Below are 13,862 nucleotides of genomic sequence, written 5' to 3' on the forward strand. Positions count from 1 at the left end.
ATCCCTGGAAATTATGTTCGTTTACGCGCATGGAGCGTGTCGGCAAAGGCCATCGCCAGCCCAACGGCCAGCCCGGTAACGTGTGCACCGTTAGCGATAGACATGCCAAACAAATCAAACCATCCGGCAATAAGCCATATTAACGCAAAGGTTATTAAACCGCGTTGCAGATAGATGCCGCTTTGTGGATCGCGCTCTCCCCGGAGCCAGACGTACCCCATCAGCGCATAGACCACTCCCGATAACCCGCCAAACCACGGGCCGCTAAATTTGTGCTGCACATACCCGCTTAACAAGGCGCTAATCAGGGTAATGACAATCAGTTTTCCGCTGCCAAGCCGCTTCTCCACTGCACCGCCAAGATACCACCACCACAGCAGATTAAAGAGGATATGCATCACTGAGAAATGCATCAGCGCATGGGTAAAGTAACGCCAGACGTCAAATTCCAGAGAGGGATCGTACGGCCATGCGAGGGCTATCATCACACTCTGGTCGCCCACCACATTCATTATGATGAACACCAGAATACAGGCGGCCATCAGCAGCAGGGTAAATGGCCCTGCGCGCTCACGCACGGTGGCAAGAAAAGGAAAACGACGATAGTGCAATCCGCTGCCCGTATGGCCGGATTGCCAGCTGGCGGCCAGATATCGCGGATCGCCAGGGTTCTCAAGAAAGCGTGCCAGTTCGGCATTCACACGTTCAGCCTGGCTTTCATCTGCCAGCCAGACATCCGTTTGCGTATGTTGCTGAATGGTCAGGATAACGCCCTGCGTCGCCATGTAATCGACAAACGCCTGGGCAACGCGCGGGTTGGTAAAAGAGGTAATCATCAGCATTGCAACAGTCGCTTATTTCCACACAAAAGGGGACAGTATAGAGCGAATGGTTTTAGCCGCCAAACGCGTGCTCAACTTCTGCCGGGAAATGGCGATGCCAGGCATCGAAGCCACCATCAACGCTATATACCGCGTCGTAACCCTGCTGGAGCAGATACTGCGCTGCACCTTTACTGCTGTTGCCGTGGTAGCACATGACCATCACTGGCGTTTCAAAGTCGTTATCGCGCATAAACGCACCCAGCGTGTCATTGGTCAGATGGAACGCGCCTGGCGTGTGGCCCATTGCAAAACTCTGCGGATCACGGATATCCACCAGCACCGCCGTTCCCTGGTGCATCTTCTGATGGGCTTCTTCTACGTTAATACATTCAAAGTGATCCATGGTGTTCTCTTTCGGTTGTTCAGGTTGGGTGCGCGCTGATGCCCTCACCCCAACCCTCTCCCACGGGAGAGAGGGAAAAGTTAGTCGCACTATTTTACCCCGTAGTGTACGTCCTGGCGGCGGGTAAACGCCATTATGTTATCCATATCACTCTAAATTGTTTTTTTGATGTTACCAAAAGCGCGTTCGTTTGCTATTATGAGCGATATCGAACATTTCTGAGCTTTAACGAAAGTGTGTGAGGGTGACATGGAAACCAAAGATCTGATTGTGATAGGCGGTGGCATTAACGGTGCCGGTATTGCGGTCGATGCCGCAGGACGCGGTTTATCCGTACTGATGCTGGAAGCTAACGATCTCGCGTGTGCGACATCGTCCGCCAGCTCAAAACTGATCCACGGTGGCCTGCGCTACCTGGAACACTACGAATTCCGTCTGGTCAGTGAAGCGCTGGCTGAACGCGAAGTGTTGCTGAAAATGGCACCACACCTGGCCATCCCGATGCGTTTCCGCCTCCCTCATCGTCCACACCTTCGCCCGGCGTGGATGATTCGAATTGGTCTGTTTATGTACGATCATCTGGGTAAACGCACCAGCCTGCCAGGCTCAAGTGGTTTGCGTTTTGGCTCAGAATCGGTCCTTCAGCCAGAAATCGTGCGCGGATTCGAATATTCTGACTGTTGGGTGGATGATGCACGTCTTGTGCTGGCGAATGCACAGATGGTGGTGAAAAAAGGTGGTGAGGTGAAAACCCGCACCCGTGCCACTTCTGCCCGCCGTGAAAACGGCCTGTGGATTGTCGAAGCCGAAGACGTGGATACCGGCGAGAAATTCAGCTGGAAAGCCCGCGGCCTGGTCAACGCCACCGGCCCATGGGTGAAACAATTCTTCGACGAAGGAATGCAATTGCGTTCCCCGTACGGCATCCGTCTGATCAAAGGCAGCCATATCGTCGTTCCGCGCGTTCATGCCCAGAAACAGGCTTACATCCTGCAGAACGAAGACAAACGCATTGTGTTTGTGATCCCGTGGATGGACGAGTTCTCCATCATCGGCACTACCGACGTAGAGTACAAAGGCGATCCGAAAAATGTCGAAATCGACGAGAGCGAGATCAACTACCTGCTGAAGGTCTATAACGCACACTTTAAGAAACAGCTGGCACGCAACGATATCGTCTGGACATACTCCGGCGTGCGTCCGCTGTGCGATGACGAGTCAGACTCTCCGCAGGCTATCACCCGCGACTATACGCTCGATATCCATGATGTAGACGGCCAGGCTCCGCTGCTGTCGGTGTTTGGCGGCAAGCTCACCACTTACCGCAAGCTGGCCGAACACGCACTGGAAAAACTGGTGCCGTACTACAAAGGCATTGGCCCGGCGTGGACGAAAGGGGCGGTATTGCCTGGCGGTGACATTGACGGCAATCGCAATGACTTTGCGGCGAAATTGCGTCGTCGCTACCCGTTCATCACCGAATCGATGGCGCGTCACTTTGCCCGTACCTACGGCAGCAACACGGAGTGGATCTTAGGCGAGGCGAAAGAACTTGCGGATCTGGGCGAACATTTCGGGCATGAGCTGTACGAAGCCGAATTGCGCTATCTGGTTGAGCACGAATGGGTTCGCCGTCTGGACGATGCTATCTGGCGTCGCACCAAAGAAGGGATGTGGCTTAATGCGGAACAGCAGTCTCGCGTGGCGCAGTGGCTGTTGCAAAACGCGGGGAAACGCGAGTTGTCGTTAGCGTCGTAATGCGATCGGTGCGGGCTGATGCCCTCACCCTGCCCCTCTCCCTGTGGGAGAGGGAACAAACACTAAAAACGGCAACCAGGGTTGCCGTTTTGCTTTTATAACCTCACCGGATCAATGTGCCAAATCGAATCGGCATACTCTTTGATGGTCCTGTCCGACGAGAAGTAGCCCATATTGGCGATATTATACATCGCAACATTGGTCCACTTCTCTTGATGACGATACAGTTCATCCACCCTGTCCTGGCAATCCACATAGCTACGATAATCCGCCAGCACCTGATAGTGATCGCCAAAGTTAATCAGCGAATCCACCAAATCACGGTAGCGGCTTGGCTCTTCAGGGTTAAACACACCGGTCGCGATTTGCATCAGAACCTGGCGTAACTCTTCGTCCTGCTCGTAATATTCACGTGGTTTGTAACCCTTCTTACGCAACTCCTCCACCTCTTCCGTCGTATTACCGAAGATAAAAATGTTATCTGAGCCCACGTGTTCGAGCATTTCGACGTTAGCACCATCCAGCGTGCCAATGGTCAGCGCGCCGTTCAGAGCAAACTTCATGTTACTGGTCCCGGAGGCCTCCGTCCCTGCGGTGGAAATCTGCTCGGAGAGATCCGCTGCCGGTATGATCAGCTGGGCAAGGCTCACGCTGTAGTTCGGGATAAACACCACCTTCAGCTTATCGCCAATATCCGGGTCGTTGTTCACCACCTTCGCCACATCGTTGATGAGGTGAATAATGTGTTTCGCCATGTAATAAGCGGAAGCCGCCTTACCAGCAAAAATTTTCACGCGCGGAACCCACTCGGCTGTCGGATCGGCCTTGATGCGGTTGTAGTGCGTAATCACATGCAGCACGTTCATCAGTTGGCGCTTGTACTCGTGAATACGTTTGATCTGCACATCGAACAGCGCTTTCGGGTTGGCGACCACATTCAGGTGCAGCGCAAGGTAAACCGACAAGCGTTTTTTGTTCAACAGCTTGGCTTCACGTACGGCTTTGTTCACCGTCGGGAAATCAATATGCTGTTCAAGCTCACGCAACTGCCCCAAATCGGTACGCCATGTCCGGCCGATGTTCGTGTCCAGCACCTCAGACAACGGCTGGTTTGCCAGCGCCAGCCAGCGGCGCGGCGTGACACCATTGGTCACATTGCAGAAACGTGTCGGGAAGATCTTCGCAAAGTCTGCAAACAGCGACTGCACCATCAGGTTCGAGTGCAGCTCAGACACACCATTCACCTTGTGACTTATCACCACCGCCAGCCAGGCCATACGCACGCGACGGCCATTTGACTCATCGATTATCGATGTGCGGCTCAGCAGGCCAGTATCATTCGGATACTGCTCCTGAAGCGTTTTCAGGAAATAGTCGTTGATCTCAAAGATAATCTGCAAGTGGCGCGGCAGGATCTTACCCAGCATGTCCACCGGCCAGGTTTCCAGCGCTTCGCTCATCAACGTGTGGTTGGTGTAGGAGAACACCTGGCAAGTGGCTTCAAACGCGTCATCCCAGCTGAACTTATGCTCGTCAATCAGCAAACGCATCAGCTCAGGGATCGACAGCACCGGGTGGGTGTCGTTCAGGTGGATGGCGGTTTTTTCGGCCAGGTTGTTGTACGTTTTGTGCAACAGGTAGTGACGGCTCAGGATGTCCTGAATCGTCGAGGAGACCAGGAAATACTCCTGACGCAGACGCAGCTCACGCCCGGAGTAGGTTGAGTCATCCGGGTAAAGAACACGGGACACGTTCTCGGAGTGGTTTTTATCTTCCACCGCCGCAAAGTAGTCGCCCTGGTTAAATTTACCGAGGTTAATTTCACTACTGGCCTGCGCGCTCCACAGGCGCAGCGTGTTGGTGGCGTCGGTGTCGTAGCCCGGGATAATCTGGTCATAGGCTACGGCCAGGATCTCTTCAGTTTCGACCCAGCGGGACTTTTTGCCTTCCTGCTGAATGCGTCCGCCAAAGCGCACTTTATAGCGGGTGTTGTGACGCTTGAACTCCCACGGGTTGCCGTATTCCAGCCAGTAATCCGGGGACTCTTTCTGACGTCCGTCAACGATGTTCTGTTTGAACATACCGTAGTCATAGCGAATGCCGTAGCCACGGCCCGGCAGCGCCAGCGTTGCCAGTGAGTCCAGGAAGCACGCCGCAAGGCGCCCCAGACCACCGTTACCAAGCCCTGGGTCGTTTTCTTCGTCAATCAGCTCTTCTAAATCCAGCCCCATCTCTTCCAGCGCATTTTTGACGTCGTCATAAATACCGAGCGATAACAGTGCATTAGAAAGTGTGCGGCCAATCAAAAACTCCATCGACAGATAGTAAACCTGACGCGTTTCTTGTGAGAGCTGGGCGCGGTTGGAGCGCAACCAGCGTTCGACTAAACGGTCACGTACCGCAAACAGCGTGGCGTTAAGCCACTCGTGCTTGTTGGCGATGACCGGATCTTTCCCAATGGTGAACATCAGCTTATAGGCGATGGAGTGCTTTAACGCCTCGACGCTGAGTGTCGGTGAAGAGTAGCTAAAAGGTGCATTCATATCAGTGACTCCGCCTCGTTACATCAAGCGTTGATAGAGATCGCGGTATGACTGCGCCGCAACGTGCCAACTAAAATCCATGGCCATCGCCTGGCGTTGAACGTAACGCCACAAAGAAGGACGGGACCACAATACGAAAGCACGCCGAATCGCCCTTAGAAGCGACCAGGCATTACTGTCTTCAAAAACAAACCCGCTGGCGATACCGTCCGCCAGGTTTTCCAGAGAGCTATCGGACACAGTATCGGCCAGCCCACCCGTGCGTCGCACCAGCGGTAACGTGCCGTACTTCAGGCCATAGAGCTGAGTCAGGCCGCAAGGTTCGAAACGGCTCGGCACCAGAATGACGTCTGCACCGCCCATGATGCGGTGTGAAAACGCTTCGTGATAACCAATTTGCACGCCTACCTGGCCTGGGTGTTCAGCCGCCGCCGCGAGGAAACCTTCCTGCAATACCGGATCGCCTGCGCCCAGCAACGCCAGTTGCCCACCCTGTTCCAGTAATCCCGGTAAAGCTTCCAGCACCAGATCCAACCCTTTCTGGCTGGTCAGGCGACTTACCACGGCGAACAACGGTGCTTTGTCATTGACCTTCAGCCCCATCGCGATTTGCAGCTGACGTTTGTTTTCCGCTTTGTCTTCCAGGGAATCACGATCATAGCGGGACGCCAGCAGGAGATCGGTTTCGGGGCTCCAGATTTTCTCGTCGACACCGTTCAAAATCCCCGACAAGCGCCCTTCACGATGACGCTGGCGCAACAGCCCTTCCAGACCGTAGCCAAACTGTGCCTCGGTGATTTCGCGGGCATACGTTGGGCTGACCGCCGTAATATGATCGGCGTAGTACAGCCCCGCTTTCAGGAAGGAAATTTGTCCGCCAAATTCCAGTCCGTGCATGTTAAAGAACGACCATGGCAGCTCGATGTCATTCATATGATGGGCGTAATACATGCCCTGATACGCCAGATTGTGCACCGTAAAGACAGATTTCGCCGGGTGGCCGCGTGCGGCAAGGTACGCGGGAGCCAGCCCCGCGTGCCAGTCGTGCGCGTGAACCACATCCGGTCGCCAGAAGGGATCCAACCCCGATGCCATCTCCGCCCCCACCCAACCGAGCAGCGCAAAGCGCTGCACGTTGTCCGGATAAGCAAACAGATTGGTGTCGTGGTATGGACTCCCCGGTCTGTCGTATAAATGCGGTGCGTCAATCAGGTAAATTCCCACACCATTGTAATGTCCAAACAGTAGCGTGATGCGCCCGGCGAACGTTTCACGGCGGGTCACGACCTGAGCATCAGGAATACCGCGCCGGATATCTGGAAAAGCGGGTAACAGGACTCGGGCATCAACACCGCCGGCAATTTGCGCCGCAGGTAATGCACCAATAACATCCGCCAGACCGCCCGTTTTTAATAACGGGAACATCTCTGAACATACATGTAAAACCTGCATTATCGCTCCTGTTTGACATGCAATTTCCGCAGCATTTCCCGTGTTACCAACACGATCCCTTCTTCTGAACGGTAGAAGCGACGCGCATCTTCTTCCGCATTCTCGCCAATCACCATACCTTCAGGGATGACGCAAGCGCGGTCGATAACGCAACGGCGCAAACGGCATGAGCGCCCTACCCAGACATCTGGCAGCAATACTGCCGAGTCGATATTACAGAAAGAGTTCACGCGCACGCGTGGGAACAACACGGACTGCACCACCACAGAGCCGGAAATAATGCACCCGCCAGAAACCAGCGAGTTCAGCGTCATACCGTGGCTGCCAGAACGATCCTGAACGAATTTCGCCGGTGGCAGGGATTCCATATGGGTACGAATTGGCCAGTTCTGGTCGTACATATCCAGCTCAGGCGTCACCGATGCCAGATCCAGGTTTGCTTTCCAGTATGCTTCCAGTGTTCCTACATCGCGCCAGTACGGCTCCGAGTTCGGGTCAGACTGTACGCAGGACAATGGGAATGGATGTGCATAAGCCATGCCAGCTTTGGTGATTTTCGGGATGATGTCTTTACCAAAGTCATGGCTTGAGTTTTCGTCTTTGTCGTCCTCTTCGAGCAACTCATAAAGATAATCTGCATCAAAGATATAGATCCCCATACTGGCGAGCGATTTGGTTGGGTCGTTCGGCATGGTCGGCGGATTAGCCGGTTTTTCGACAAAGTCGATAATCTTGTCGTCTTCATCCACATCCATTACGCCAAACGCCGCCGCCTCAGCAACGGGCACAGGCAGACATGCTACGGTGCAACGCGCCCCTTTTTCGACATGGTCGATAAGCATGTGGGAGTAGTCTTGTTTGTAGATATGGTCACCGGCGAGGATCACGATGTATTCCGCGCCGTAGCGACGAATGATGTCGAGGTTTTGCGTCACCGCATCTGCCGTGCCGCGGTACCAGTTTTCACCGTGAACGCGCTGCTGAGCAGGAAGCAAATCGACAAACTCATTCATCTCTTCGCTGAAAAATGACCAGCCACGCTGAATATGCTGAACCAGAGTGTGCGACTGGTACTGAGTAATGACGCCAATTCGACGAATGCCGGAGTTAAGGCAGTTGGACAATGCGAAGTCGATAATACGGAACTTACCACCAAAGTGAACGGCCGGTTTGGCGCGTTTGATGGTCAAATCTTTAAGGCGGGTACCGCGCCCACCAGCCAGTATCAAAGCAACTGTTTTTAATGGTAGCTGGCGCGCCAACATTAAGGGATCGTTCTTCTCTAATCTCACCATGACTAACTCCTTTTTTATCATCTCTGGAATACGCACACTCCGTGCGCAGGCCCATGCCAGACTGCCATTACGACCGGGTTATCCTCTCCGGCAAAAGGGGGAATGGCGTGCCACGCCCCATCAGGTAATACAAAATTAACCACGTCTTGCGTGGCGTTTAACGTGATAAGCCAGCGTTCCGAAAGCAGGATTTGCAGGCATGGCGCGCCGCTTTGCCACTCTTGTGCGCTCAGCGGTTGCGCCTCTTTGTTTAACCAGACAACATTGCCATCACCCTCTTCCCACCACTGATTTGCCGTCAGCGCGGGGATGGTCTGGCGAAGATGAATCAGTGCAGCTGTAAAATGCACCAGCCCGCTGTTCGCCTGTTCCCATTCAAGCCAGGTGAGAGTGTTATCCTGGCAATAGGCATTGTTGTTGCCATGCTGGCTGTGTCCATGTTCATCACCCGCCAGCAGCATCGGCGTGCCTTGTGACAACAACAGCGTTGTCAGCAGCGCATGGATGCTGGCGCGGCGTCTCTCGATGATGTCCTGACTACCGCCTAATCCTTCTATACCATGATTAAAGCTATGGTTATTGTTAGTGCCATCGCGATTCTCTTCGCCGTTTGCCTCATTGTGTTTCTGATTGAAACAAACGCAGTCGCGCAGAGTGAAACCGTCATGCGCCGTCACCAGGTTGACGGTGGCAGAAGGTTGTTTCCCATCGCGTTTAAACAGATCGCTGGAAGCCGCAAAGCGTCCGGCAAATTCCCCCAGCGACACACTTCTTTCCAGCCAAAAGCGGCGCGTGGCATCACGGTAATGATCGTTCCACTCGGCAAATAACGGCGGGAAATTCCCCACCTGATAACCGCCATCGCCAATGTCCCACGGCTCCGCAATCAGTTTGACCTGCGAGAGCACTGGGCAGTTTTTTATCGCCTCAAACAGCGGCGCCTGTTGGCTGAATGTCGGGGTCCGCCCCATCACCGAGGCTAAATCGAAACGAAAGCCATCGACATGGAACGTTTCAACCCAATACCTCAGACATTCATACGCATAGTGCGTCACGGCCGGATGGCTGAGATTGAGCGTGTTACCGCAACCGGTCCAGTTGTGGTAATCGCCATCTTCCCTTATCCAATAATAGCTACGGTTATCAATTCCGCGCAGGGAGAGCGTGGGGCCATCAAGATCGCTTTCAGCGCTGTGGTTCAACACCACATCCAGAATGACCTCAATGCCCGCCTCATGCAGCGCCTTCACCGCATCGCGGAATTCATCCCGCGCCTTATCCGGGTGCGCCGCATAGCGCGGCTCAAGCGCAAACATCGCCAGCGGGTTGTAACCCCAGTAGTTGCTCAGCCCCAGTCGTTGCAGGCGCGGTTCGCTGGCAAAATGCGCCACAGGCAGCAGCTCCAGCGCAGTGATCCCCAGATGCTTCAGGTACGCAATCATCACCGGATGCGCGAGCGCCTTATAGGTGCCGCGGATCTCTTTGGGGATTGACGGATGCAGTTGCGTCAGCCCCTTGACGTGCGCTTCGTAAATCACGGTTTTGCCCCACGGCGTGCGCGGCGGTTCGTCACCTTCCCAGTCGTAGAGCTCGTTGACCACCATGCTTTTTGGCGCAACGAGCGCACTGTCGCGGTGATCGGGTTCGCCGTAGCCAACGTGTAAAACCGGGTCGTCAATCAGATCGCCTTCCACGCGGTGCGCGCAGGGGTCGAGCAACAGCTTCGCCGGGTTAAACCAGTGGCCTTTCGCTGGCTCCCACGGGCCATGAACGCGAAAACCGTAGTGCATTCCTGGCCGTCCTCCGGCCAGGTAGCCATGCCAGGTATCCCCTGTGCGTGCGGGCAGGTCGTAGCGATGTTCGTTGCCTTCCCCGTCAAACACACACAGTTCCACCCGCTCTGCATGAGCGGAAAAGAGGGTGAAATTCACACCCTTTCCGTCAAAACTCGCCCCGAGCGGTTCGGGTCTACCTGCCGTGAGTTGCGTCATTCACCCTCCCGAACCAGCCAGATTGTGCTCAGCGGCGGCAACGTCAGGCTCAGTGAGTTCGGGCGTCCGTGGCTTTCCATCGCATCACTTTGCACCAGCCCGCCGTTACCCGCGTTACTGCCGTGGTAGTGCATGGAATCGGTGTTCAGTATTTCGCGCCATTTACCGGCCTGATTAATGCCGAAGCGATAATGCTGGCGAGGAACAGGGGTAAAGTTGCTGACGACAATGATCTCGTTGCCTGCTTTATCGCGACGGACAAAGGCCAGCACCGAACGTTCGTTATCGTCCACCACCAGCCACTCAAAACCGTATGCGTCGAAGTCGAGTTCATGCAGGGCTTTATGGTGGCGGTAAGTCAGGTTCAGGTCGCGAACCAGGCGCTGAACGCCGTGGTGCCAGTTGTCGCCGCCTTCGAGCAGATGCCAGTCAAGGCTCCCATCGTGGTTCCACTCGCGCCCCTGGGCAAACTCGTTACCCATAAACAGCAGTTTTTTGCCTGGGAAGGCAAACATCCAGCCGTAGTAGGCGCGCAGGTTGGCAAACTTCTGCCAGGCATCGCCAGGCATCCGGTCGAGAATGGATTTTTTGCCATGCACTACTTCGTCGTGCGACAGCGGCAGCATGAAGTTTTCGGTGTAGTTGTAGAGCATCCCGAAGGTGAGTTTATTGTGATGATACTGGCGATGAACAGGATCGAGCTTCATGTAGTCGAGCGTGTCGTGCATCCAGCCCAGGTTCCACTTGTACCAAAAGCCCAGACCACCCAGGGAAGAAGGGCGAGACACGCCAGCGAAGTCGGTCGACTCTTCCGCCATCGTGACAGCCCCCTCAACCTGCTCACCAATAATGCGGTTGGTGCTGCGCAGGAACTCGATCGCTTCCAGATTTTCGCGCCCGCCAAACTCGTTAGGGATCCACTCCCCTTCTTTACGGCTGTAGTCGCGATAGATCATCGAAGCCACCGCATCGACGCGCAGGGCATCAATGCCAAAACGTTCAATCCAGTACAGGGCATTACCGACCAGATAGTTCGCGACTTCACGGCGACCGTAGTTGTAGATAAGCGTGTTCCAGTCCTGGTGATACCCTTCGCGCGGGTCACTGTGCTCATACAGAGGGGTGCCATCAAATTCGGCCAGACCAAAATCATCCGACGGGAAATGGCCTGGCACCCAGTCGAGGATCACGTTCAGCCCGGCGGCGTGTGCAGCACTGATGAAATAGCGGAAGTCATCGCGCGTGCCGAAGCGGCGTGTCGGCGCATACAGCCCGGTGGGTTGGTAGCCCCAACTGCCATCGAAAGGGTGCTCGTTAACTGGCAAAAGCTCCAGATGGGTAAAGCCCATCCATTTGGCGTACGGCACCAGTTGATCGGCCAGTTCGCGGTAGCTCAGCCAGAAGTTGTTATCGGTGTGGCGACGCCATGAACCCAGATGCACTTCATACACGGAAATAGGCGCATCAAAGCGGTTCGCCTGCTTGCGCTCCTCGCTCTGGGTGACCTTTTCCGGCAGGCCGCAAATCAGCGATGCCGTGTCCGGTCGCATCTGCGCTTCGAAGGCGTACGGGTCGGCTTTAATGCGCAGCTTTCCGTGCGCGTCAATCATCTCGAATTTATAGAGCTGGCCGTTATTCGCGCCGGGGATAAACAGCTCCCAGATGCCGGTTTCGCGGCGCAGGCGCATCGGGTGACGACGACCGTCCCAGTAGTTGAACTGGCCGACGACAGACACGCGTCGTGCGTTAGGCGCCCACACGGAAAAACGGGTTCCCGTGATACCGTCCATCGTGTCTGCATGTGCGCCCAGCGTTTCGTAAGGGCGCAAATGGGTACCTTCAGACAGCAGCCATGCGTCCATCTCCTGTAAAAGAGGACCAAAGCTGTAAGGATCATCAATGAGATTTTGCTGGCCGTGCCAGACAACGGCGAGCTGATAACGGAAAGGGTTTTTACGGCGAGGCATTACGCCCGAAAAAAAGCCGCGTGAATCAAGGCATTCCAGATTGCCCACTTTACGCCCGGTTTTAGGTTCAATGACCCACACTTCTGTGGCATCCGGTAACAGCGCGCGGACTTCAAGCCCGGCGTCGGTACGGTGCATTCCCAGAATGGAAAAAGGGTCGGCGAAATGACCCGCAATAAGCGCATTAATCACGTCTCTATCCACACGATCAGACATGGTATTCATCCTGTTTTTTAGTAATCGCCCCTTTTTAAGCGCCCGGGTGCGATTTTTAATGTGACCTGAACGAAGCTCCTCTCTGCTTCGTCCTACCCTCAGGTAAGAAAGACTCTCCCTTAAAGCATAGCCAACGCTCTAAATGACTCCTGATAAAAAATAAGACATACGCGTTTACTCCATGTAGTACGCAAAAAAAGGGGTGACAATGCACCCCTGAGATTTAACAAATTATTACGCCAGCTGGCGAAGCATTCTGCGCAGCGGCTCGGCAGCGCCCCACAGCAGCTGGTCGCCCACGGTGAACGCGGACAGGTATTCCGGCCCCATGTTCAGTTTACGCAGACGACCAACCGGGGTGGTCAGCGTACCGGTGACTGCCGCCGGAGTCAGTTCACGCATGGTGATATCACGATCGTTCGGCACCACTTTCGCCCACGGGTTGTGCGCAGCCAGCAGCTCTTCAACGGTCGGAATAGACACATCTTTTTTCAGTTTAATGGTGAAGGCCTGGCTGTGGCAGCGCAGCGCGCCGATACGCACGCACAGACCGTCAACCGGAATGGTGTTCGCGGTTGCGAGGATTTTGTTGGTCTCGGCCTGGCCTTTCCACTCTTCGCGGGTCTGGCCGTTATCCAGCTGTTTGTCGATCCACGGGATCAGGCCACCGGCCAGCGGTACGCCAAAGTTATCTACCGGCAGCTCGCCACTGCGGGTGAGCTGAGTGACTTTACGCTCGATATCGAGAATAGCGGACGCCGGGTTGGCCAGTTCAGCCGCAACGCTGTGGTGCAACTGACCCATCTGGGCCAGCAGTTCGCGCATATGGCGCGCGCCGCCACCAGAAGCCGCCTGATAGGTAGCAACAGAAACCCACTCCACCAGATCCTGCGCGAACAGGCCGCCCAGAGACATCAGCATCAGGCTGACGGTGCAGTTACCGCCAACAAAGGTTTTCACGCCTTTGTTCAGGCCATCGGTGATCACGTCCTGGTTAACCGGGTCGAGAATGATGATGGCATCGTCTTTCATACGCAGCGAAGAGGCCGCGTCAATCCAGTAGCCCTGCCAGCCGCTTTCACGCAGCTTTGGATAGATTTCGTTGGTATAATCGCCGCCCTGGCACGTGACAATAATGTCGAGTGCCTTCAGCGCTTCCAGATCGTAAGCATCCTGCAACGTGCCTGTGGTACCACCAAAGGACGGTGCAGCCTGGCCGAGCTGGGAAGTGGAGAAGAAGACCGGGCGGATAGCGTCGAAATCGCGCTCTTCAACCATGCGTTGCATGAGTACAGAGCCGACCATACCGCGCCAACCGATAAAACCAACGTTTTTCATAGCATTTTTTTCCTGGAGAGGTGTGTGCTGTTTGTGCAAACCAGTATTTAACTGGGATATGCTTCACATTACAAA

9 protein-coding genes are annotated in these 13,862 nt (G+C 54.9%); 1 reads left to right on the top strand and 8 read right to left on the bottom strand.

Features of this window, described 5'->3' with window-relative positions; translation table 11 throughout:
• Positions 1-11 precede the first annotated feature (11 nt).
• Both glpG and glpE read right to left on the bottom strand, forming a co-directional pair.
• On the bottom strand, positions 12-842 hold the full coding sequence (gene glpG, locus ACT9TW_RS03520; RefSeq protein WP_182062818.1) for a rhomboid family intramembrane serine protease GlpG: 831 nt from the start codon (positions 840-842) through the stop codon (positions 12-14).
• Positions 843-894: 52 nt separating this feature from the next.
• Entirely contained in the window at positions 895-1,227 is a 333-nt protein-coding gene (glpE, locus tag ACT9TW_RS03525; protein ID WP_014072135.1) for a thiosulfate sulfurtransferase GlpE, read from the bottom strand.
• Between the two features lie 249 nt (positions 1,228-1,476).
• Here glpE and glpD point away from each other — a divergent pair, with 249 nt between their 5' ends.
• The gene (gene glpD / locus ACT9TW_RS03530) at positions 1,477-2,985 is read left to right on the top strand and encodes a glycerol-3-phosphate dehydrogenase (protein WP_446491662.1); all 1,509 of its coding nucleotides are present in this window, start codon (positions 1,477-1,479) and stop codon (positions 2,983-2,985) included.
• Positions 2,986-3,080: 95 nt separating this feature from the next.
• Here glpD and glgP read toward each other — a convergent pair whose 3' ends face one another.
• The 6 genes from glgP to asd form a co-directional block, all read right to left on the bottom strand.
• Positions 3,081-5,528, bottom strand: a complete 2,448-nt coding sequence (gene glgP, locus ACT9TW_RS03535) for a glycogen phosphorylase (RefSeq protein ID WP_446491663.1) — start codon at positions 5,526-5,528, stop codon at positions 3,081-3,083.
• A gap of 18 nt (positions 5,529-5,546) precedes the next feature.
• Positions 5,547-6,980 carry a glycogen synthase GlgA gene (glgA, locus tag ACT9TW_RS03540; protein WP_182062821.1) on the bottom strand — a complete coding sequence of 478 codons (1,434 nt, stop codon included), beginning with the start codon at positions 6,978-6,980 and terminating at the stop codon, positions 5,547-5,549.
• Entirely contained in the window at positions 6,980-8,275 is a 1,296-nt protein-coding gene (gene glgC, locus ACT9TW_RS03545; protein WP_315687121.1) for a glucose-1-phosphate adenylyltransferase, read from the bottom strand. The genes glgA and glgC overlap by 1 nt, the downstream gene beginning before the upstream one ends.
• 17 nt (positions 8,276-8,292) lie before the next feature.
• Positions 8,293-10,266, bottom strand: coding sequence for a glycogen debranching protein GlgX (glgX, locus tag ACT9TW_RS03550; protein WP_446491664.1), 1,974 nt, complete (start codon positions 10,264-10,266; stop codon positions 8,293-8,295).
• Positions 10,263-12,449: a 1,4-alpha-glucan branching enzyme gene (gene glgB, locus ACT9TW_RS03555; protein WP_446491665.1), complete on the bottom strand. Its 2,187-nt coding sequence runs from the start codon at positions 12,447-12,449 to the stop codon at positions 10,263-10,265. Before glgB ends, glgX begins: the two co-directional genes overlap by 4 nt.
• 234 nt (positions 12,450-12,683) lie before the next feature.
• Positions 12,684-13,787, bottom strand: a complete 1,104-nt coding sequence (gene asd / locus ACT9TW_RS03560; RefSeq protein WP_446491666.1) for an aspartate-semialdehyde dehydrogenase — start codon at positions 13,785-13,787, stop codon at positions 12,684-12,686.
• Positions 13,788-13,862: the final 75 nt, after the last annotated feature.

The organism is Enterobacter sp. C4G1, assembly GCF_052886895.1.